We start from the raw sequence: 22511 nt of genomic DNA on the forward strand, positions 1-22511 counted from the left end.
CTGTGCGTGGGTACGCAACGCCGAAGGCCCGGTCCCGCCAAGATCTTTGGCGGGACCGGGCCTTCGTACGACTGCTTGCGCTTTTACGCCTTTACGTCTTTACGCCATTACGCCTTGCGGAGGCGGAACGTCAGCTTCAGCGAGTCGTCGGTGAACGGCTGCCCGAAGGTGTCGTCCGCCTCACCCTGCGCGAAGTCCGTGGCGAGGACCTCGTCCGAGATGAGCTCGGAGTGGTCGGACAGGGCGGTGATGACCGCCGGGTCCGTGGCGGTCCAGCGCAGGGCGATCCGGTCCGCCACGTCCAGGCCGCTGTTCTTGCGGGCCTCCTGGATCAGGCGGATCGCGTCACGGGCCAGACCGGCGAGCCGCAGCTCCTCGGTGATCTCCAGGTCGAGCGCGACCGTGGCACCGGAGTCGGACGCCACCGACCAGCCCTCACGCGGGGTCTCCGTGATGATGACCTCGTCCGGAGCCAGCGTGATCTTCTCGCCGTCGACCTCGACGGACGCCGTGCCCTCGCGCAGTGCCAGGGACAGCGCGGCCGCGTCGGCCTCGGCGACGGCCTTGGCGACCGCCTGGACGCCCTTGCCGAAGCGCTTGCCCAGGGCGCGGAAGTTCGCCTTGGCGGTCGTGTCGACCAGGGAACCGCCGACCTCGGAGAGCGACGCCAGCGAGGAGACGTTGAGCTCCTCGGTGATCTGGGCGTGCAGCTCCGGGTTGAGCGCGTCGAAGCCCGACGCCGCGACCAGCGCGCGCGACAGCGGCTGGCGCGTCTTGACGCCCGACTCCGCGCGCGTGGCCCGGCCGAGCTCGACGAGCCGGCGTACGAGAACCATCTGCTGGGACAGCGAGGGGTCGATGGCGGAGAGGTCCGCCTCCGGCCACGAGGCGAGGTGCACGGACTCCGGGGCGTCCGGGGTGACCGGCACGATCAGGTCCTGCCAGACGCGCTCGGCGATGAACGGCGTCAGCGGGGCCAGCAGCTTCGTGATCGTCTCGACGACCTCGTGCAGGGTCCGCAGGGCCGCCTTGTCGCCCTGCCAGAAGCGGCGGCGGGAGCGGCGCACGTACCAGTTGGAGAGGTTGTCGACGAAGACCGAGAGGAGCTTGCCCGCGCGCTGGGTGTCGTAGCTGTCCAGGGCCTGGGTGACCTGGTCGGTGAGCGCGTGCAGCTCGCTGAGGAGCCAGCGGTCCAGGAGCGGGCGCTCCGCGGGTGCCGGGTCGGCGTCGCTGGGCGCCCATGTCGACGTACGGGCGTAGAGCGCCTGGAAGGCGACCGTGTTCCAGTACGTGAGGAGGGTCTTGCGGACGACCTCCTGGATGGTGCCGTGGCCCACGCGGCGTGCCGCCCACGGGGAGCCGCCCGCGGCCATGAACCAGCGCACCGCGTCGGCGCCGTGCTGGTCCATGAGCGGGATCGGGTCCAGGGTGTTGCCCAGGTGCTTGGACATCTTGCGGCCGTCCTCGGCGAGGATGTGGCCCAGGCAGACCACGTTCTCGTAGGACGACTTGTCGAAGACCAGGGTGCCCACGGCCATGAGCGTGTAGAACCAGCCGCGGGTCTGGTCGATGGCCTCCGAGATGAACTGCGCCGGGTAGCGGCTCTCGAAGAGCTCCTTGTTCTTGTACGGGTATCCCCACTGCGCGAACGGCATCGAGCCCGAGTCGTACCAGGCGTCGATGACCTCGGGGACGCGCGTGGCCGTCTCCTGGCAGGTCGGGCAGGGGAAGGTGACCGCGTCGATGAACGGGCGGTGCGGGTCGAGCTCCGACTGGTCGGTGCCCGTGAGGTCGCCGAGCTCCGCGCGCGAGCCGACGCAGGTGAGGTGGTCGTTCTCGCAGCGCCACAGGGGCAGCGGGGTGCCCCAGTAGCGGTTGCGGGAGAGCGCCCAGTCCACGTTGTTGTTCAGCCAGTCACCGAAGCGGCCGTTCTTGACCGAGTCGGGGAACCAGTTGGTCTTCTCGTTCTCCTGGAGGAGACGGTCCTTGATCGCCGTGGTGCGGATGTACCAGGACGGCTGCGCGTAGTAGAGGAGCGCGGTGTGGCAGCGCCAGCAGTGCGGGTAGCTGTGCTCGTACGGGGTGTGCCGGAAGAGCAGGCCGCGGTCCTGGAGGTCCTCGGTCAGCTTTTCGTCCGCCTTCTTAAAGAAGACGCCGCCTACGAGCGGGACGTCCTCTTCGAAGGTGCCGTCGGGACGGACAGGGTTCACCACGGGAAGGCCGTACGCACGGCAGACCTTGAGGTCGTCCTCACCGAAGGCGGGGGACTGGTGGACCAGACCCGTACCGTCCTCCGTCGTGACGTACTCCGCGTTGACCACGAAGTGCGCCGGAGCGGGGAACTCCACGAGCTCGAAGGGGCGTTGGTAGGTCCAGCGCTCCATCTCGGCACCGGTGAAGGACTCACCGGTGGTCTCCCACTCCTCGCCGAGGGCCTTCTCCACGAGGGGCTGGGCGACGACGACCTTCTCCTCGCCGTTCGTCGCGACGACGTACGTGACGTCGGGGTGCGCGGCGACGGCGGTGTTGGAGACCAGGGTCCAGGGGGTCGTCGTCCAGACCAGGAGGGCGGCCTCGCCCGCGAGGGGGCCCGAGGTGAGCGGGAACCGGACGTAGACGGACGGGTCGACGACCGTCTCGTAGCCCTGCGCCAGCTCGTGGTCCGAGAGGCCCGTGCCGCAGCGGGGGCACCAGGGGGCGACGCGGTGGTCCTGGACCAGGAGGTCCTTGTTGAAGATCTCCTTCAGGGACCACCAGACCGAGTCGATGTACTCGGGGTTCATGGTGCGGTAGGCGCCGTCGAGGTCGGTCCAGTACCCCATGCGGGTCGTGAGCGCGGCGAAGGCGTCGGTGTGCCGGGTCACGGACTCGCGGCACTTGGCGTTGAACTCGGCGATGCCGTACGCCTCGATGTCCTTCTTGCCGTTGAACCCGAGCTCCTTCTCGACCGCGAGCTCCACCGGCAGGCCGTGGCAGTCCCAGCCGGCCTTGCGGGCCACGTGGTAGCCGCGCATGGTGCGGAAGCGGGGGAAGACGTCCTTGAAGACGCGGGCCTCGATGTGGTGGGCGCCCGGCATGCCGTTGGCGGTCGGCGGGCCTTCGTAGAACACCCATTCGGGGCGGCCCTCGGACTGCTCAAGGCTCTTGGCGAAGATCTGCTGCTCGCGCCAGAAGTCGAGCACGGCGTGCTCGAGGGCGGGCAGGTCGACCTGGGCGGGCACCTGGCGGTACTGCGTCATCGATCCTCCGGCGGATGTGCTGCCTTCCGTCGGAGGGACGAGAGCCGTCACGCCCTGTCAGGCGCGCTCCCGCGGTACCACCCTCCTTGGCTCTCCGGAACGGGGTCTGTGCCGGTGAGCCCCCTCATTGGGGTCGCGATACCGGGTCTACTGGCCTTCGCTGAGGGCGTCGGCTTTCTTCCGGCGGCTCCGGGGTGATCTTCACGTCGCGCTGGCCCCCGGGCTCACACCGTCCCCGGGTCGCTCATGGCTGCGTACGCCGCTACTCGTCCCCATCCACGCTTCTCGCTGTCGTCCAGTGTACGGCGCGAGGACTGCGGCGGCCGACCGGTTTTCCGGGAGCCCTCCGGGGGCCGGGTCCGCTCGCGCCGACTGACCCGAATGGCGAGACGCGGACCGAGCGGATCCGGACGCGCCCCGGCCTGCGGATTACCCGGCAGGGAGTTGGGCACAACGCATGCAGACTCGCCGCGCGGCACCCGCGGGGCGGGCGAATCGGGCGGCGTGCCCCGTTGCCGCGGGCCTGAAGTCGATTTATCGTCCCAGCACGATTCGCGAGCAAGATCACAATATGTGAAGGGGCCGCGGCCATGGTGGCGAAGAAGACCGCCGTACAGCAGTCGGCGTCCGGTAGATCCACAGGCGCGGTCGCGGCGACGGCCAAGGATGTGAGCGGCAAGAAGAGCGCGCACGGGGCCAAGGGCGCGCACACGACGAGTGGCGCGCACGGCACGCGCGCGACGGCGACGGCGAAGGCGTCCTCGAAGGAGGGGACGGAGCCCTCGGCGCCCAAGGCGGCGGTGAAGAAGACCGTCGCCAAGAAGGCGGCCGCCAAGAAGGCGCCTGCCAAGAAGGCTTCTGCCGAGGAGACCCCGGGGAAGAAGGCCGCTGCCAAGAAGGCCGCTGCCAAGAAGGCTGTGGCCAAGAAGGCTGCCCCGGCGAAGACAGCGGCTGCCAAGAAGACGGCCGCCAAGAAGAGCACGGCGCACAAGAGCACCGCGAAGAAGAGCACGGCGAAGAAGACGGCCGCGTCCGTGGCCGAAGGTGCGGCTGAGGCCGCGGAGACGACGGGAGCCACGACAGTGGTTGCGAAGAAGACTCCGGGCACGGCGACCGCAGCGAAGAAGCCGACGGCGGTGCCCAAGGCGCGCGCCGCCGCGGTGGAGCCCGGCGAGCTGGCGGTCCGCCCCGGTGAGGACCCCTGGACCCCGGACGAGGTCGAGGAGGCCCGTGCCGAGCTCCAGAGCGAGGCGCTGCGGCTCGGCAGCGAGATCGCCTCGTCGGAGGAGTCACTGGCCGGTCTGATGCGGGACTCCGGAGACGGGGCGGGCGACGACGACGCGGACACCGGCACGAAGAACATCACGCGCGAGCACGAGATGTCCCTCGCCGCCAACGCGCGCGAGATGCTCGTACAGACCGAGCGAGCCCTGGAGCGGCTCGACGCGGGGACGTACGGACTCTGCGAGAACTGCGGCAATCCGATCGGCAAGGCGCGGATGCAGGCCTTCCCGCGCGCGACCCTGTGCGTGGAGTGCAAGCAGAAGGAGGAGCGGCGCTACTGAGTGTGGCCTGGGCGCCTGGGGGCGTAGGCGTGTGCCGTACGCTCGTCCCCAGTCAGGTACCTAGGTTGAGGGACTCACGTGGCAGAGGCGGAGCGCATCATCGGTACGCCGGACATCCCTGAGGCGGCTGGGGCCGAGCCGGAGCGGTCCGTCCCCGGCTCGGACGCGACCGCGGCGGGCACGTCCGACGGGACGACGTCCGACGCGTCGGACGGGACGGCGGCGGCTGAGCCCGCTGCGGAGTCCGACGGCGCCAAGGACGTCAAGGGCGCCAAGGGGGCGTCCGAGGGGGCCGACGGGGAGTCCGGTGGCGCGGTGGCGGGCACGTCCGGCGATGCGGCGGACGGCGCGGACGCGGACGGGCCGAAGGACAAGGGAAAGCGGAAGATCGCCGTGCTGTTCGCGGTGGCCGTCTTCGCGTACGCCCTTGACCTGATCAGCAAGATGATCGTGGTCGCCAAGCTCGAGCACCACGAGCCGATCGAAGTCGTCGGCGACTTGCTCCGGTTCAACGCGATCCGGAACGCGGGCGCCGCCTTCGGGTTCGGCGAGGCCTTCACGGTGATCTTCACCTGCATCGCCGCGGGGGTCATCGTGGTGATCGCCCGGCTCGCCCGCAAGCTCTACAGCCTGCCGTGGGCGATCGCGCTCGGCCTGCTGCTCGGCGGCGCCCTCGGCAACCTCACGGACCGCCTCTTCCGCTCGCCCGGTGTCTTCGAGGGCGCGGTGGTCGACTTCATCGCCCCGAAGGGCTTCGCGGTCTTCAACCTCGCGGACTCGGCGATCGTCTGTGGCGGCATCCTGATCGTGCTGCTCTCCTTCCGTGGCTTGGACCCGGACGGGACCGTCCACAAGGACTGAGGCTCCCGGTGCAAGGGCTGAGGCTCCCGGCGGGGGCCTGCCGCGCCGAGGGCGCGGGGGCCTGCCGCGCCGGGAGTGCGGGAGCTTGTGGTGCGGGAGTGTCGGTGGGCTCCTGCATACTCAATGGGTGAGCACGATTCCCGAGATCCGTACCCTGCCCGTCCCGGACGGCCTTGAGGGCGAGCGCGTCGACGCCGCCATCTCGCGCATGTTCGGGTTTTCCCGTACGAAGGCCGCCGAGCTCGCCGCGGCGGGGAAGGTCTCGGTCGACGGCTCGGTGGTCGGCAAGTCCGAGCGGGTGCACGGCGGCGCCTGGCTGGAAGTGGAGATGCCGCAGGCACCCGCTCCGGTGCAGATCGTCGCGGAGCCCGTCGAGGGCATGGAGATCGTGCATGACGACGACGACATCGTCGTGATCGTCAAGCCGGTCGGCGTGGCCGCGCACCCGAGCCCCGGCTGGACGGGGACGACTGTGATCGGCGGCCTCGCGGCGGCCGGGTACCGGATCTCCACCTCCGGTGCCGCGGAGCGCCAGGGCATCGTGCACCGCCTCGACGTCGGTACGTCGGGCCTGATGGTGGTCGCCAAGTCCGAGCGCGCGTACACGTCCCTGAAGCGCCAGTTCAAGGAGCGCACGGTCGACAAGCGCTACAACGCGCTGGTCCAGGGCCACCCCGACCCGATGAGCGGCACCATCGACGCCCCCATCGGCCGGCACCCGAACCACGACTACAAGTGGGCGGTCACGGCCGAGGGCAAGCCCTCCGTGACGCACTACGACCTCATCGAGGCCTTCCGCGCGGCTTCCCTGCTCGACATCAAGCTGGAGACGGGGCGCACGCACCAGATCCGCGTCCACATGTCGGCACATCGACACCCCTGCGTCGGCGACCTGACGTACGGCGCGGACCCCACCCTCGCCAAGCGGCTCGGCCTCACCCGCCAGTGGCTGCACGCGGTCAGGCTCGGCTTCGAGCACCCGGGCGACGGCCAGTGGGTGGAGTACGAGAGCGGTTACCCGGACGACCTCCAGACGGCGCTCGACCGGGTGCGGGCGGAGAGCTCGTGAGCGGCACGGCCGTTCGCGTCGCGGAGAGCCCGGAGGACCTGGAGTCCTGCTTCGCGGTCCGCAAGGAGGTCTTCGTGGCCGAGCAGCAGGTGCCCGAAGACCTTGAGTACGACGAGTACGACGCCAGGGCGGTGCACGTCCTCGCCGTCCGCGACGACGGCGTGCCACTGGGCACGGGACGCCTCCTCACCGGTGTCGCGGCCGCCGCGAAGAACGGCGGCGACGCGGGCGTGGGCGCGCTCGGCCGACTCGCGGTGACGCGGGCCGCACGCGGGCTCGGCATCGGCGCGGCCCTGGTGCGGGCGATCGAGGACGCGGCACGCGCGCGTGGCCTGACGGCGGTGGACCTGCACGCGCAGACGCACGCCCTGGGCTTCTACGAGCGCCTCGGCTACGAGGTGTACGGACCCGAGTTCCCGGATGCGGGCATTCCGCACCGTGCGATGCGGAAGCCGCTGGTCTAGCGCAGCCGTTGGCCTAGCGCGGCCACTGGGCCCGTGAAGCCAGTGAGCCGTTGAAGCCGCTGGGCTTTTGAAGCCGCTCGCTCAGCGGCGCGTACCGCCCCGACGGTCGTCCGTCGGAGCGGCCGCGGAGTGCGTCAGGAGGGCAGCCCCCAGCGTGTCCACGCGCCCGTGGAGGGGACGTCGCGCGGCCCCTCCTGCGCTCTGCCACCACGCGGGGTGACCAGCGCGGTCGCGCCGCGCGGCAGGCGCACCGAGATCCTGCCCGGCGTCGTCTCACGCCACGGAAGCGGGCGGCCGCGCTGGTCGCGCACCGTGATCTCACCCTTGATGCCGTGCTGCAGCGTCAGCGGGGCTCCGGCCTCGCTGTGGACCCGCACCCATCGCGTCGCACCCCCGGAACGGTCCGCGTCGACGAGGAAGGCGCCGGGCGTGCGCAGCGACGCGATGGAGGCGTCGGGCCAGCGCGAGGAGACCGAGGGGAAGACCTTCACCACCCCGTCGTGTCCCTGCACGGCCATGTCGAGCATCGACTGCGCGGCCGAGAGCGGGCTCTCCAGAGCGAAGTTTTTTCCTTCTCGGTACATGGTGTTGACCGTCATCGCGCAGTCCGCGACGACCTTCAGGTCGGTGAAGAACGTCAGGTGGTCGAGGGCCTTCTCCGGCTCGTCCATGACGGAGTACATGGAGGACGCGGTCGCGTAGCTGTAGCCGTGCCAGAGCTGCTGCATCGAGACCCAGTGGGCCATGCTGCGCCGCATCACGTCACGGTCGGCCGGCCGGTCCCAGGTGCGCTCGCGGAGCGGGTAGAGCCACAGCAGGTGCGAGTGGTGGCGGTGCGATTCGGCGAGCGGGACGCCCTTGCCGATCAGCACGCCGTCCGCCGGGTCCTCGGCGTAGGGGGTGAGGCGGGTGGCGATGTCCTGCCACACCCGCGCGCGTGGGTGGTCGGTTCGCAGGATGCGGGCCACTTCGATGAGGGTGCGGGCGCCCCAGCGGATCAGCGACAGGTCGTAGGTGCAGTCGGCGGCGTTCGCGTACTCGGGGGAGCGGGTCTCCAGGAGGTGCAGCTTGCCGTCCGGGCCCTCGTGCAGGAAGTGCGCGTAGAAGTTGATCGCCTTGGTGAGCACGGGGAAGAGCACGTCGCGCAGGATCGTCCTGTCCAGGGAGTGCTGGTAGGCCTGCCAGACGTTGTGCATGGCCCAGGTCAGATTGCCGAAGTTGTCGGAGACGTGGCTGCTGCCCGGCGCGCCCACGTCGTAGGTGTCACCCGCGCGCAGCTGCCAGTCGGAGGGGTGGCCGAGCGCATAGCTCTCGCCGTCGCGGTACGGGGCGGGCACGGAGGTCGGCAGGTTCTTCTCGAAGCGCGCGAACGTGCTGGTGACCGAGTCGAGTTCGGGGTGGTTGGAGCCGTGGATGGGCGCCATACCGATCTGGACGTTGAGGTTCCACCACACGGCGGTCCAGTTGTTGCCGACCTCGGGGAACCAGGGGCCCCACTCGGAGATCGTCGGGCCGCCGGAGCGGGTCGACGCGGCGAGCTTGTAGAGCTGGGCGAGGTAGAAGGCCTGCAGTCGCTTGTCCGGTACGGACAGGAAGCTGCGCCGGTAATAGCGGTGCCACCAGCCGCGGTGCCGGGCCAGCAGCTCGTCGAGGTCGGCGGAGAGCGTTCGCTCGACGGCGCGGCGGGCTTCGCGGGTCGCCTCCGACACGTCGCCGGGGTGGCGGTAGACGAGGTGCGCGGCGAGCAACCTGCCGGTGCCGACGCGGCGTTCGCGCCACGCGGTGGTCCAGCCGCCGCCCGCGAGCAGGGGCTGCTGGACGTATCGAACAGATCCCCTGCCGATCTCGGGGTCCGGGTTCGGGGTGTACTCGGGGGGCTTCCCCGATGTGCGGGTGGTCGCGGCGGGCAACCATTGGAATGTCCAGGCGGAGTCCTCCTCTCCGGCGCTCGGCCTGGTCGATACGAGCAGCGCGCTGCTGTCGTTCTGCACGAGCGCCGTGAACGCCACACTGCCGGCGGTGGTGGTCACGGTGCCGCGCAGTTCGGCGTCGTAGAGGTCCAGTGTCCAGTCGACGGAGGTGATGTTCCCGCGCAGAGTCAACGTGAAGTACCCGATGGGCAGCCGCGAATAGCCGATGCCGCCGCGCCACTGGCCGCGCTGGTCCTGCACCTGGGTGTGGCTCAGCATCAGCGTGAGGGTGTTCGCCGTCTTGCCCGCGTACAGCTGGGCGCCGAGCAGGCCGTTGGCGAGGAAGGGCCCTTCCTGCCAGCCGGTCGGCAGCCGCCGCCACACCATGGCGGCTGCCCGCACCGCCGCCTCGTAAGGGTCGGCCCCGTCTCCAGCATCCGTGTGCGCAGCGGAGGTCGGAGACGGGCCCGCCCAAGCGGTGGCGGAGGAGGCGGTCCACAGGGTGGTGCCCGCGGCGGTGGCGGTCGCTGCGGTCACGGCGGCGGTGGAGACGAAGCGTCTGCGGGAGAGGGGGCGGTGTTCGGGACGGTTCATGCGGTGAGCTCCTTGCGGGAGTGGTCGACAGAGGGGCTCACGCCGAAGGCGAAGGCGAGGTCGAAGCTGAAGTCAGAGTCGGGGGCGTGGTCGCGGGGGCCCGGCGGGGCGGGTAAGGGACCTGCCGGTCGGCCGGGGAGGGCTCGGTGTGAGACGGGCATACGGGCTCCAGACAGATATGTGTCGTGGGTTCTCGTCCCTGAATCCCTCCGCATCGTGCCCGTGGCGCGGCCGAACCGGAAGACCTCGGAGACCGCGTTCTTCCCTGATTCATCCGAGGACTGTTCATGTCAGTGAATGGCAAGGTCATCGCCGCGAGCGAGACAAGAGGGGGCATTGGTCCGGTTCGCGGGGAATGCGTGGCAGGGTTGAGGTCTTGATCGTCCGAGTCTCGACCGCCGGAGGGCGCTTCCGTGGATCAACTGGCGCTGCTGCTCATCTTGTTGCTCGGTGCCGTGGTGACCGTGCCGCTGGGAGATCGGCTCGGGCTGCCCGCGCCCGTGCTGATGACCCTGGCCGGCATCGGCATGGCCCTGCTGCCGTTCGTGCCCAATGTCGAGATCCCGCCGGACTACATCCTTCCGCTGGTGCTTCCGCCGCTGCTCTACGCATCCGTGCAGCGCACCTCCTGGAGGCAGTTCGCGGCCAACAAACGCCCTATCTTTCTGCTCGCGGTGGCGTTGGTGTTCGTGACGACGGCGGCGGTCGCGGCGGTGGCCAGCACGGTCGTCCCGGGGCTGCCGATCGCCGCGGCCGTCGCGCTCGGGGCGCTCGTCGCGCCGCCCGACCCGGTCGCGGCGACCGCCGTCGCGGGCTCGCTCGGGCTGCCCCGCAGGCTCGTGTCGATCCTGGAGGGCGAGGGGCTCTTCAACGACGTCACGGCGATCGTGCTCTACCACGTGGCGATCGCGGCGACGGTGAGCGGGACGTTCTCCTGGCCGTCCGCGGTGGGGCAGTTGGTGCTGTCCGCCGTGGTCGCGGTCATCGTCGGCCTGGTGCTCGGCTGGCTCACCAACAAGCTCATGGGGCTGCTCGGCGACGCCACCCTGCAGACCGGCCTCACGCTGCTCGTGCCCTTCGTCAGCTACGTTCTCGCCGAGGAGCTGCTCGGCTCCGGGGTGCTCGCGGTGCTGACCACCGCGCTGTACCTCGCCGAGCAGGCCGTCGACGCCGACGACGTGCTGGGGCGGATCACCGGGCAGACGTTCTGGCAGATCGTGGACACGCTGGTCACCGGTGCCGCGTTCGGGCTCATCGGTCTGGAGCTGCACAACGTCTTCGGGACGGCGGACGGCCGTGAGGCGGAAATGTTCGGGTGGGGCGCGGTGGTCGTCGTGGTGGTGGTCGGCGTACGGCTGCTGTGGTTGATGCCGGCCACGTGGCTCGCCAAGCGGCTGCACAAGCGCAGGGACTACGACGAGGACATTCCGACCACCTGGCGCGAGACCGTCGTCATGTGGTGGGCCGGGATGCGTGGTGTGGCGTCCGTCGCGCTCGCGCTCGCCATTCCGCTCAAGACGGACGACGGGGCGCCGTTCCCGGCCCGTGACGAGATCATCTTCATCGCGTTCTGCGTCATCATGGCGACCCTGGTCGCCCAGGGACTCACGCTGCCCTGGCTGGTGCGGAAGCTCGGGGTGCGCGCCGACACCGACGCGGAGCGCGAGCTGGAGCGCGAGCTCGCGCTGCGCGCGGCCAAGGCCGCCAAGCGCCGCCTCAAGGAGATCGAGGAGGTCGAGGAGCTCCCCGAGGAGGTCGCCGAGCGGCTGCAGCGCGGGGCGTTCGACATCGGGGCCAGGATCAGCCCTGACGTGGTCGACGAGGAGCGGCGGGAGCGGTACGCCAAGCGCGTCGACCGGTTCAAGGCGGTCCAGCGGATCCAGCGCGAGATGATGTCGGCCGCCCGGCACGAGGTGCTCGCCGCGCGGAGCGAGCCCGGTGCGGACCCGGAGATCGTCGACCGGGTCCTGCACCACCTGGACGTACGGAGCCTGCGGTGAACCCGGCCGTCAGCCCCGGCCGGTGCGCGGGATTTCGGGGGAGACGGCGTGCGGGTGGTGGCCGTTCGGGGTGGGTTCGGCCCAGGCCGTGTTGACCTTCGGCAGGGCGTAGGGGTGCCGCTCGGTGAGCCAGCGGACCAGCTGCTCGCGGACCGTGACCCGCACCGTCCAGATGTCGTCCGCGTCCTTGGCGGTGACCAGGGCGCGGACCTGGATCGTGTTCGGTGTGGTGTCGGTGACGGCGAGGCCCCAGTCCCTGCCGTCCCAGGCCGCGCAGTCGCGCAGGACGTCGTGGAGCTTCTCGCGCAGCTGCGGGATCGGCGCCGAGTGGTCCAGCTGGAAGAAGACGGTGCCGGTCATCTCGGCGCCGCCCCGTGACCAGTTCTCGAAGGGCTTCGACGTGAAGTACGACACCGGCATGGTGATCCGGCGCTCGTCCCACGTCCGTACGGTCAGGAAGGTCAGGGTGATCTCGTCGACCGTGCCCCACTCGCCGTCCACCACCACGGTGTCCCCGAGCCGCACCATGTCGCCGAAGGCGATCTGCAGCCCCGCGAAGAGATTGCCGAGGGTGGACTGGGCCGCGACACCGGCGACGATGCCGAGGACGCCCGCCGAGGCGAGCAGCGAGGTGCCCGCCGCCTGCATCGCGGGGAACGTCAGGAGCATCGCGCCGACCGCCACGACGCCGACGATCGCGGTGACCACGCGCTGGATGAGCGTCACCTGCGTACGGACCCGGCGGACGCGGGCCGGATCGCGGTGGGCCGCGGCGTAGCGGGTGTACGAGGACTCGACGACGGCTGTCGCGATCCGCACCACCAGCCAGGCGGTGGAGCCGATCAGGACGAGGGACAGCATCCGGCCGATGGCGGCCGAGTGATCCTCGATGATCTTCGTCTGGCGGTATGAGCCTCTCAACAGGGCCGTGCACAGGACGACTTGCAAGGGGACGCGGCAGCGGCGCAGCAGGCCCCACAGCGGGGTCTCGTGATGCCGTTCGTCGGTCCGGCGCAACAGCACGTCGGCCAGCCAGCCGACGACCACCGGAAGCACGACCGAGCCGCCGATCACGATCAACGGGCGCAGTACGTTCTCCATGCCTCCGAGGGTAGGGGGAGGGGACGGATGGCACGATGGCCCCATGAACATCATGCTTTTCCATTCGACGTACGGGCTGCGGCCCGCGGTGCACGCGGCGGCGGACCGCCTGCGCGCCGCAGGTCACGAGGTGTGGACCCCGGACCTCTTCGAAGGCCGCACCTTTGACGACGTCGAGGAAGGCATGGCCTTCAAGGAGGAGCTGGGCAAGGACGAGCTCCTGAAGCGGGCCATCCTGGCCGCCGCGCCCTACTCCGAGCGCGGTCTGGTCTACGCGGGCTTCTCCCTCGGTGCGGCGACCGCGCAGACGCTCGCGCTCGGCGACGACAAGGCCCGCGGCCTGCTGCTCCTGCACGGCACGTCCGACATCGCGGAGAACGCGACGGCGGACGAGCTGCCGGTGCAGCTGCACGTGGCGGAGCCCGACCCGTTCGAGACGGACGACTGGCTCAGCGCCTGGTACCTGCAGATGCAGCGGGCCGGGGCCGACGTGGAGGTCTACCGCTACGCGGGCGCCGGGCACCTCTACACCGACCCGGACCTGGACGACTACGACGCCCAGGCCGCGGAGGCGACGTGGCGCACGGCGCTCGGCTTCCTCGACACCCTCTGAGCGGCCCGCCGCACGGCAGGCTCAGCGCACGGGAGCGTCCGCCCGCTCGACCTTCTGCGTGCCGCTGAGCGTGCGGTACGAGCGGGCCCAGGACGAGGTCGCCTTCGGGTCCTCGCGGTCGGAGAGGGTGTAGTAGTCCATCTGCGAGCGCTCGGCGGTGACGTCGAGGACGCCGTAGCCGTGCGAGTCCATGTCCAGCCACTTCACGTGGCGGTTGGCCGCCTTGATGGCGCCGACCGCGACCAGCGAGATCGTGTGCGGGGCGACGTGCAGCAGGTCGTCCACGTTGTCGGAGGTCACCGATGTGACCACGAACTCCGTGGCGACCGACTGCGACAGCGGGTAGGTGGCAGCCTTGGCGGGCACGTCGTTCGCCCAGGCCATGTGGATGTCACCGGTCAGGAAGACGGTGTTGCGGATGTTGTTGTCGCGCAGGTGGCTGAGGAGTTCCTTGCGGTCGTCCGTGTAGCCGTCCCATTGGTCGGCGTTGATGGCCAGACCCTCCTTGGGCAGGCCGAGCAGCTCCGCGATGGGCTCCAGGAGGTGGGCGGGCAGCGAGCCGAAGGCCACCGGCGAGATCATCACCGAGGTGCCGACCAGCTTCCAGGCCGCGTCGGAGGCGGCGAGCCCCGACTTCAGCCAGTCGAGCTGGGCGCGGCCCGTGATCGTACGGTCCGGGTCGTCGACCTCGCCGCTGCCGAAGCCCGCCTGCTCGGAGCGGAAGGACCGCAGGTCGAGCAGGTGCAGATCGGCCAGCTTGCCGTAGCGGACGCGGCGGTAGACGGTGCCCTCGGTGGAGGGGCGCACGGGCATCCACTCGAAGTAGGCCTGCTTGGCGGCCGCCATGCGGTGGTCCCAGCCGCCCTCGGTGTCGGCCGAGTGGTTCTCGGCGCCGCCCGACCAGGCGTTGTCGGCGAACTCGTGGTCGTCCCATATCGCGATGACCGGGTGCGTGGCGTGCATCGCCTGCGCGTCCTGATCGGTCTTGTGGACGCCGTGCCGGGTCCGGTAGTCCGCGAGCGTGATGATCTCGTGCTTGGGCTCGTGCGGGCGTACGACGTTCTCGGCGGACGGGTACTCGCCGCTCTTGTACTCGTAGATGTAGTCCCCGATGTGCAGGACCGCGTCGAGTTCGGTGCGGGCCGCGAGATGGCGGTACGCGGAGAAGTACCCGGCCTCCCAGTTGGCGCACGACACCACGCCGAAGCGGACGCCGGGCGCGGCCGCGTCGTGCGCCGGGGTGGTGCGGGTGCGGCCCACGGGGGAGTGGACATCGCCTACGGAGAAGCGGAAGTAATAGGTGGTCGCCTGGCGCAAGCCCCTTACGTCGGCCTTGACCGTGTGGTCCGATGCCGCCCGTGCCATGGTGCTCCCGCGGCCGACGACCCGGGTGAAGCCCTTGTCCTCGGAGACCTCCCAACGCACCTCGGTGTCGGGCCCCTTGGCCGAGCCCGGCACGGCGTCGGGCGTGGGGGTCACGCGGGTCCACAGCAGGACGCCGTCGGGCAGCGGGTCTCCCGAGGCGACTCCGTGGTGGAAAGCGGGCCCCGCGGCGGCGTGCGCGGGCACGGCGGCGAGCGGGGCGAGCGCGGCGGTGGCGGCCGCCACCTTCACGACGGTACGGCGTCTCGGCGTCAGGGAGTTGGCAGGTGTTTCTGGGTTCAATCGACTGGTCACGGGCGATCACCTTACTGATCGGTAATCGCAAAGAGCGGGCGAACTCCACGAGTTCGCCCGCTCTTTTGCCACGCGCCTTCTCGGCGCGGGGTGTTGTGCGTCAGTTCAGCCGGTTACGTCCGGCTCAGGCCTTGAGGGCCTTGTCGATCGCGTTCTTGTAGTCCTCGACCGTGGCGGGCGCGTTCTTCGAGCCCGGGCCTGTCAGCTGCTTGCCGTCCATGACGAAGGAGGGCGTGCCCTCGACGCCGTCCTTGTTGTCGTCGAACGTCTTCGACATCTCCAGGGCCCACCGGTCGAAGGTCCCGTCCTTGACGTCCTTCTCGAACGTCTTGCTCTTCTTGAGCGCGGGCACCTCGTTGGCGATCTTCAGGAGCGCGGCGTCGTCCTTGAACTTGTCGTCCTGCTCCGAGGGGTGGTTCTTCGCGGAGAAGAGCGCCTTCTTGTACTCGAGGAAGGCGTCGTCGCTGACGTTCAGGGCCGCGCCGAGCGCGCTGAGCGCGTTGCGGGAGCCCTCGCCCGGCAGGTTCCGGTCGAGGAAGGTGGCGCCGATGAACTGGATCTTGTACTTGCCGTCCTTCAGGTCCTTCTCGACGGTCGGGCCGACCGTCTGCTCGAAGGACGCGCAGACGGGGCAGCGCGGGTCCTCGTAGACCTTGAGGGTCTTCTTCGCGGACTCCTTGCCGATGACGACGGTCGTGCCGTTGTCGCCCGTGGTGTTCGCGGGCTTGACCAGCTTGGCGTCCTTGGCCTCGTCCCAGTAACCGGGCTTGTTGGACTGCATGACGGCGTAGCCGACGCCGCCGGCTATCGCCAGGACGCCGACGATCGAGATGCCGACGATGGTGGCGCGCTTGCGCTTCTCCCGCTTGCGCTCGGCTTCCTGCTGGGCGCGGATCCGCTCGCGGGCGGCGGACTTGGCGGCCTGGCTGTTGCGCTTGCTCATGATCTTTTTCTCCGTGTGGGTGTACCGCGTGGGGTGCTGTGCTCAGGCGAAAGCGGCCGAGCAAGGCGGTCCACGCCGCCCCACGAAGTGCACGAGAAGACGCGTCCGTACGGCCCGCACCCGGCGCTCGGGGCGCGGCAGGCGGCGTACGGGAGCGGGGGACGAGGTCACCGAGGCGACCGCGATCAGCAGCGGCCGGAACGTGGCGGCGGCGACCGCGCGAAGGAGCTGGCCGAGCGCCCGCTCGCCGCGCCGCAGCCAGGCCGCCGCGAGGAGGCCCACGCCGACGTGCGCGCCGAGGAGCAGCCAGGCGGCGCCGGGGTCGGCCTCCGAGAGCAGTGCCGCCGCGCTGTTGTGTCCGTCGGCGGTCATCCGGGCCAGCGGGGTGCCGAGCGGGGTGCCGCCGCACAGCACGTCGAAGCCGACGGAGCGCAGCGGGCCCGCGACCGGGCCGCCCGCCTCGCCGTAACAGACGTGCTGGCCCGCGGTGAACACCGTGTCGGCGGCCAGCTCCAGCGGGATGAGGAGGGCGGCGATGCGCCCGTAGCCGCGCTCGCGCCCCGCCATCGCGTACGCGATGACGAAGACGGCGGCGGCGATCGCCGCGACGGTGGTCAGCGGCAGGGGGACCTGGGACAGCAGCACGTGCGACGCGGCGGAGAGCGTCACGACGAGCGCCGTGAAGAGCGCCGCGCGCACGGCTCTGAGCTGGGTCCCGGATATGTCCATCGCGGAGGAGTGTGCCATGTGTTCCTGTAGGAGGTCCCTAAAGGGTGCCTATGAGTTCCGCAATGGCCTGCGGACGCTTTACAGACCCGGAATCCGACCGTTGCGGAACAGGTCGACGAAGATCTGGTGGTCGGCGCGTGCGCGTGCCCCGTAGGCGTGCGCGAAGTCCACGAGCAGGTCCGCGAAGCCGCCCTCGTCGGCCGCGATCGCCGCGTCGATGGCCCGCTCCGTGGAGAACGGCACCAGGTCCGAGTGCCCGCTCTCGTCGTCCGCCGCCGCGTGCATCGTGGCGGTGGCGCGGCCCAGGTCGGCGACCACCTGGGAGATCTCGTCCAGGTCGTCGATGTCCGACCAGTCCAGGTCCACCGCGTACGGCGAGACCTCGGCGACGAGCTGGCCCGCGCCGTCCAGCTCGGTCCAGCCGAGCCACGGGTCGGCGTGCGCCTGGAGGGCGCGCTGCGAGATGACCGTGCGGTGCCCCTCGTGCTGGAAATAGCCACGGATCGCCGGGTCCGTGATGTGCCGCGAGACCGCCGGGGTCTGCGCCTGCTTGAGGTAGATCACGACGTCGTTCTCCAGGGCGTCGCTGTTGCCCTCGAGGAGGATGTTGTACGAAGGCAGGCCCGCGGAGCCGATGCCGATGCCGCGGCGGCCGACGACGTCCTTCACGCGGTACGAGTCGGGGCGGGTCAGCGAGGAATCGGGCAGCGTCTCCAGATAGCCGTCGAACGCGGCGAGCACCTTGTAGCGCGTGGCCGCGTCGAGCTCGATGGAGCCGCCGCCCGGCGCGAAGCGCCGCTCGAAGTCGCGGATCTCCGTCATGGAGTCGAGCAGCGAGAAGCGGGTCAGCGAGCGGGCGTCGCGCAGCGCGTCCAGGAGGGGGCCCTGGGCGGTGTCCAGGGTGAAGGGCGGCACCTCGTCGCTCTTGGCGCCCGTCGCCAGGTCGTGGACGCGCTCGCGGTAGGCCGCCGCGTAGACCCGCACCAGGTCGGCGATCTGCTCGTCGCTGAGCGCCTTGGAGTAGCCGATCAGGGCCATGGAGGCGGCGAAGCGCTTCAGGTCCCAGGTGAAGGGGCCGACGTACGCCTCGTCGAAGTCGTTCACGTTGAAGATCAGGCGGCCCTGGGCGTCCATGTACGTGCCGAAGTTCTCCGCGTGCAGGTCGCCGTGGATCCACACCCGGCCCGTGCGGTCGTCCAGGTAGGGCCCGCCGTGCTGCTCGCGCTCCAAATCGGCGTAGAAGAGGCAGGCCGTGCCCCGGTAGAACGCGAAGGCGGAGGAGGCCATCTTCCGGAACTTCACCCGGAACGCGGCGGGGTCCGCGGCCAGCAGCTCGCCGAACGCGGTGCCGAAGACGGCGAGGATCTGCTCGCCGCGCTGCTCGGCAGTGGGCTGCGGGACCGACATCGCTGGGTGCCTCCTGGTACAGGGTGGTGCGTGACATGAGGGGACTGGTGTCTCGACCGGTCCAACGCACGACGGTACCCCCGAGTGCCCGCCGACTGTCAGTGCTCCGGATTAGACTTCCACGCTGTCCCCCCAGACTGTCCGCAGCCTGTCGCCCAGCGTTCTCCGGAGGCCTTCCGCCGTGACCAAGCCGCCCTTCACGCACCTGCACGTGCACACGCAGTACTCCCTGCTCGACGGTGCCGCGCGGCTCAAGGACATGTTCGACGCGGCCAATGAGATGGGCATGACCCATATCGCGATGTCGGACCACGGAAACCTGCACGGTGCGTATGACTTCTTCCACACGGCGAAGAAGGCGGGGGTGACGCCGATCATCGGGATTGAGGCGTACGTCGCCCCGGAGTCGCGCAGGAACAAGCGGAAGATCCAGTGGGGCCAGCCGCACCAGAAGCGCGACGACGTGTCGGGTTCGGGTGGCTATACGCACAAAACGATCTGGGCGGCGAACGAGACGGGGCTGCACAACCTCTTCAAGCTGTCCTCGGACGCCTACGCCGAGGGCTGGCTGCAGAAGTGGCCGCGCATGGACAAGGAGACGATCTCCCAGTGGTCGGAGGGCCTGATCGCCTCCACCGGCTGCCCGTCCGGTGAACTGCAGACCCGGCTGCGTCTGGGGCAGTTCGACGAGGCGGTGAAGGCGGCCGCCGAGTACCAGGACATCTTTGGCAAGGACCGGTACTTCCTGGAGCTGATGGATCACGGCATCGACATCGAGCGCCGGGTCCGCGATGACCTGCTGCGGGTGGGCAAGAAGCTCGGCATTCCGCCGTTGGTGACGAACGACTCGCATTACACGTATGCGCACGAGTCCGTGGCGCACGATGCCCTGCTGTGCATCCAGACCGGTAAGAACCTGTCCGACCCGGATCGTTTCCGGTTCGACGGGACGGGTTATTACCTGAAGTCGACGGATGAGATGTACGCGATCGACTCCTCGGACGCGTGGCAGGAGGGCTGCCGGAACACGCTTTTGGTGGCCGAGCAGATCGACACGACCGGCATGTTCGAGAAGCGCGACCTGATGCCGAAGTTCGAGATCCCGGAGGGCTTCACCGAAGTCACCTGGTTCCAGGAAGAGGTCCGGGTCGGCATGGGCCGCCGCTACCCGGGAGGTGTCCCCGACGACCGGCAGAAGCAGGCCGAGTACGAGATGGACATCATCATCCAGATGGGGTTCCCCGGGTACTTCCTCGTGGTCGCCGACTTCATCATGTGGGCCAAGAACAACGGCATCGCGGTGGGTCCGGGCCGAGGCTCCGCGGCCGGTTCGATCGTCGCGTACGCCATGGGCATCACCGACCTCGACCCGATCACGCACGGGCTGATCTTCGAGCGGTTCCTGAATCCCGAGCGCGTCTCCATGCCCGATGTCGACATCGACTTCGACGAGCGTAGGCGCGTCGAAGTGATCAGGTACGTGACGGAGAAGTACGGCGCCGACAAGGTCGCCATGATCGGCACGTACGGAAAGATCAAGGCGAAGAACGCCATCAAGGACTCCGCGCGCGTGCTCGGATATCCGTACGCGATGGGCGACCGCCTCACCAAGGCGATGCCCGCCGACGTCCTCGGTAAGGGCATCGACCTCTCCGGCATCACCGACCCCAAGCACCCGCGCTACAGCGAGGCGGGCGAGATCCGGGGGATGTACGAGAACGAGCCGGACGTGAAGAAGGTCATCGACACCGCCAAGGGTGTGGAGGGCCTGGTCCGGCAGATGGGTGTGCACGCGGCCGGCGTGATCATGTCCAGCGAGCCGATCGTGGACCACGCGCCGCTGTGGACGCGCCACACCGACGGCGTCACCATCACGCAGTGGGACTACCCCCAGTGCGAGTCGCTCGGCCTGCTCAAGATGGACTTCCTGGGCCTGCGCAACCTCACCATCATGGACGACGCCGTCAAGATGGTGCGGGCGGGCAAGGGCATCGACCTGGAGATGCTCTCCCTCGAACTGGACGACCCGAAGACCTTCGAACTGCTCTGCCGCGGTGACACGCTCGGCGTCTTCCAGTTCGACGGCGGCCCGATGCGCTCGCTGCTCCGCCAGATGCAGCCCGACAACTTCGAGGACATTTCCGCCGTCTCGGCCCTGTACCGGCCGGGCCCGATGGGCATGAACTCGCACACGAACTACGCCGAGCGCAAGAACGGCCGCCAGGAGATCACGCCGATCCACCCGGAGCTCGAAGAGCCCCTGAAGGAGACGCTGGGCCTCACCTACGGCCTCATCGTGTACCAGGAGCAGGTGCAGAAGGCCGCGCAGATCATCGCGGGCTACTCGCTCGGCGAAGCCGACATCCTGCGCCGCGTGATGGGCAAGAAGAAGCCCGAGGAGCTGGCGAAGAACTTCGTCCTCTTCCAGGAGGGCGCGAAGAAGAACGGCTACTCGGACGCGGCGATCCAGGCCCTGTGGGACGTCCTGGTCCCCTTCGCCGGTTACGCGTTCAACAAGGCGCACTCCTCCGCGTACGGCCTGGTCACCTACTGGACCGCCTATCTGAAGGCGAACTACCCGGCCGAGTACATGGCCGCGCTGCTCACCTCGGTGAAGGACGACAAGGACAAGTCGGCCGTCTATCTGAACGAGTGCCGCCGCATGGGCATCAAGGTGCTCCCGCCGAACGTGAACGAGTCGGTGCACAACTTCGCCGCCCAGGGCGACGACGTGATCCTCTTCGGTCTGGAGGCCGTCCGTAACGTCGGGACGAACGTGGTCGAGTCGATCATCCGGTCGCGCAAGGCGAAGGGGCGGTTCACCTCCTTCCCCGACTACCTCGACAAGGTCGAGGCGACCGCCTGCAACAAGCGCACTACGGAGTCGCTGATCAAGGCGGGCGCGTTCGACACCATGAACCACACCCGCAAGGGCCTGACCGCGCAGTACGAGCCGATGATCGACAACGTGGTCGCGGTCAAGCGCAAGGAGGCCGAGGGCCAGTTCGACCTCTTCGGAGGGATGGGTGAGGAGACCGGCGGCGACGAGCCGGGCTTCGGGCTCGACGTGGAGTTCTCCGAGGACGAGTGGGAGAAGACGTACCTGCTCGCCCAGGAGCGGGAGATGCTCGGTCTGTACGTCTCCGACCACCCGCTCTTCGGCCTGGAGCACGTCCTGTCCGACAAGGCCGACGCGGGCATCGGACAGCTGACCGGCGGTGACTTCTCCGACGGCTCGGTGGTCACCATCGGCGGCATCATCTCGGGCCTCCAGCGCAAGATGACCAAGCAGGGCAACGCCTGGGCCATCGCGACCGTGGAGGACCTCGCGGGCTCCATCGAGTGCATGTTCTTCCCGGCCACCTACCAGCTGGTGTCGACCCAACTGGTCGAGGACGCCGTGGTGTTCGTCAAGGGGCGCCTGGACAAGCGCGAGGACGTGCCGCGGCTCGTCGCCATGGAGATGCAGGTCCCGGACCTGTCGAACGCGGGCACCAACGCGCCCGTGATCATCACCATTCCGACGGTCAAGGTGAGCCCGCCGATGATCACCCGCCTCGGCGAGGTCCTCAGCCACCACCGGGGCAACAGCGAGGTGCGGATCAAGCTCCAGGGGGCGCAGAAGACCACCGTGCTCCGGCTCGACCGGCATCGCGTCAAGCCCGACCCGGCGCTCTTCGGCGATCTGAAGGTGCTGCTCGGCGCGTCCTGCCTGGCGGGCTGACCGGCCCCTTACTTATTCGAACCGGACATCTCGGGGAGTAAGATGCATAGTGCATCTACTTCTTCTCGCGTGTGAGGGTTGAGTGCCGTGAATGGTGCCGCTGTCGACAAGGCCGTATTTCTGATGCGTGAGACGCACCAGTCCCCGGAGGCGACCCGCCGGGCGCTCAAGTCCTATTTCCCGCAGATGGAGTTCGCCGACCGGGTGTCCCACGTGCGGGTGGCCTATGAGGTCATCCAGGGCGGCCGCAAGGTCGCGAGGCCCGGTCTGTCGGAACTCCAGAAGCCCAGCGCGTTCATGGTCGCCCACGAGCGGCACGGCTTCACCGACTGACGCACGCATGTCGCGAGGGGCGCACCCGGACCGGGTGCGCCCCTCGCGTGCGTCTGGGGGCCGTCAGTTGTGGCCGAAGCGGCGCTGGTGCTTGCGGGCGACGTCCGCGGGGCTGCCCTGGGCCTGCGACTGCAGCGGCGACTGGGCCTCGGTCGCGGTCGACTTGGACTGCTCCTGCGCCTGCTCGGCCTGCGAGGCGCGGTTCTGCTGGCCGCCCTGCTTGCGGTTCTTGTTCTTGGCCATGGTGATCTTCCTCCTGAGGGGGATCTGGGGGCCAGGACG

The 22511-nt window shown here is 69.5% G+C and carries 16 protein-coding genes; 8 read left to right on the top strand and 8 right to left on the bottom strand.

The window, feature by feature from the left end:
• Positions 1 to 107 precede the first annotated feature (107 nt).
• Entirely contained in the window at positions 108 to 3239 is a 3132-nt protein-coding gene (gene ileS, locus CP970_RS32185; protein WP_055548020.1) for an isoleucine--tRNA ligase, read from the bottom strand.
• 590 nt (positions 3240 to 3829) lie between these two features.
• Between ileS and CP970_RS32195 the strand changes: the two genes are divergently transcribed.
• The 4 genes from CP970_RS32195 to CP970_RS32210 all read left to right on the top strand — a co-directional run bounded on the left by CP970_RS32195 (position 3830) and on the right by CP970_RS32210 (position 7198).
• Positions 3830 to 4804, top strand: a complete 975-nt coding sequence (locus CP970_RS32195) for a TraR/DksA family transcriptional regulator (RefSeq protein WP_055548018.1) — start codon at positions 3830 to 3832, stop codon at positions 4802 to 4804.
• Between the two features lie 78 nt (positions 4805 to 4882).
• Positions 4883 to 5665 (top strand): signal peptidase II, encoded by a 783-nt coding sequence (gene lspA, locus CP970_RS32200; RefSeq protein ID WP_055548016.1) that lies wholly within the window; start codon positions 4883 to 4885, stop codon positions 5663 to 5665.
• 127 nt (positions 5666 to 5792) lie between these two features.
• A complete protein-coding gene (locus tag CP970_RS32205) occupies positions 5793 to 6734 on the top strand; it encodes an RluA family pseudouridine synthase (RefSeq protein ID WP_055548014.1) in 942 nt (313 codons plus the stop codon).
• Entirely contained in the window at positions 6731 to 7198 is a 468-nt protein-coding gene (locus tag CP970_RS32210) for a GNAT family N-acetyltransferase (RefSeq protein WP_055548012.1), read from the top strand. Before CP970_RS32205 ends, CP970_RS32210 begins: the two co-directional genes overlap by 4 nt.
• Before the next feature lie 134 nt (positions 7199 to 7332).
• Here the strand turns inward: CP970_RS32210 and CP970_RS32215 are convergent, their stop codons facing one another.
• Entirely contained in the window at positions 7333 to 9702 is a 2370-nt protein-coding gene (locus tag CP970_RS32215) for a glycosyl hydrolase family 95 catalytic domain-containing protein (protein WP_055548010.1), read from the bottom strand.
• Positions 9703 to 10115: 413 nt separating this feature from the next.
• Between CP970_RS32215 and CP970_RS32220 the strand changes: the two genes are divergently transcribed.
• A complete protein-coding gene (locus CP970_RS32220) occupies positions 10116 to 11702 on the top strand; it encodes a Na+/H+ antiporter (protein WP_150494313.1) in 1587 nt (528 codons plus the stop codon).
• 9 nt (positions 11703 to 11711) lie between these two features.
• Here the strand turns inward: CP970_RS32220 and CP970_RS32225 are convergent, their stop codons facing one another.
• A complete protein-coding gene (locus tag CP970_RS32225; RefSeq protein WP_055550294.1) occupies positions 11712 to 12803 on the bottom strand; it encodes a mechanosensitive ion channel family protein in 1092 nt (363 codons plus the stop codon).
• 43 nt (positions 12804 to 12846) lie between these two features.
• Here CP970_RS32225 and CP970_RS32230 point away from each other — a divergent pair, with 43 nt between their 5' ends.
• The gene (locus CP970_RS32230) at positions 12847 to 13416 is read left to right on the top strand and encodes a dienelactone hydrolase family protein (RefSeq protein ID WP_055550296.1); all 570 of its coding nucleotides are present in this window, start codon (positions 12847 to 12849) and stop codon (positions 13414 to 13416) included.
• Between the two features lie 21 nt (positions 13417 to 13437).
• On the opposite strand, the gene CP970_RS32235 is transcribed toward CP970_RS32230, so the two are convergent.
• From CP970_RS32235 to CP970_RS32250, 4 genes are all read right to left on the bottom strand, one after another.
• Positions 13438 to 15093 (bottom strand): alkaline phosphatase D family protein, encoded by a 1656-nt coding sequence (locus CP970_RS32235; protein ID WP_055550298.1) that lies wholly within the window; start codon positions 15091 to 15093, stop codon positions 13438 to 13440.
• Positions 15094 to 15217: 124 nt separating this feature from the next.
• Positions 15218 to 16036: a thioredoxin domain-containing protein gene (locus CP970_RS32240; protein WP_055550300.1), complete on the bottom strand. Its 819-nt coding sequence runs from the start codon at positions 16034 to 16036 to the stop codon at positions 15218 to 15220.
• Positions 16037 to 16078: 42 nt separating this feature from the next.
• Positions 16079 to 16765: a hypothetical protein gene (locus CP970_RS32245; protein ID WP_055550372.1), complete on the bottom strand. Its 687-nt coding sequence runs from the start codon at positions 16763 to 16765 to the stop codon at positions 16079 to 16081.
• A gap of 78 nt (positions 16766 to 16843) precedes the next feature.
• The gene (locus CP970_RS32250) at positions 16844 to 18172 is read right to left on the bottom strand and encodes a DUF2252 domain-containing protein (RefSeq protein WP_055550302.1); all 1329 of its coding nucleotides are present in this window, start codon (positions 18170 to 18172) and stop codon (positions 16844 to 16846) included.
• 181 nt (positions 18173 to 18353) lie between these two features.
• Here CP970_RS32250 and dnaE point away from each other — a divergent pair, with 181 nt between their 5' ends.
• Both dnaE and CP970_RS32260 read left to right on the top strand, forming a co-directional pair.
• Positions 18354 to 21896: a DNA polymerase III subunit alpha gene (dnaE, locus tag CP970_RS32255; protein WP_055550304.1), complete on the top strand. Its 3543-nt coding sequence runs from the start codon at positions 18354 to 18356 to the stop codon at positions 21894 to 21896.
• A 123-nt stretch (positions 21897 to 22019) separates the two neighbouring features.
• Entirely contained in the window at positions 22020 to 22229 is a 210-nt protein-coding gene (locus CP970_RS32260; RefSeq protein WP_055550306.1) for a hypothetical protein, read from the top strand.
• A 63-nt stretch (positions 22230 to 22292) separates the two neighbouring features.
• On the opposite strand, the gene CP970_RS32265 is transcribed toward CP970_RS32260, so the two are convergent.
• Positions 22293 to 22472: a hypothetical protein gene (locus CP970_RS32265; protein ID WP_055550308.1), complete on the bottom strand. Its 180-nt coding sequence runs from the start codon at positions 22470 to 22472 to the stop codon at positions 22293 to 22295.
• Positions 22473 to 22511: the final 39 nt, after the last annotated feature.

This window comes from Streptomyces kanamyceticus (assembly GCF_008704495.1).
Lineage (GTDB): Bacteria > Actinomycetota > Actinomycetes > Streptomycetales > Streptomycetaceae > Streptomyces > Streptomyces kanamyceticus.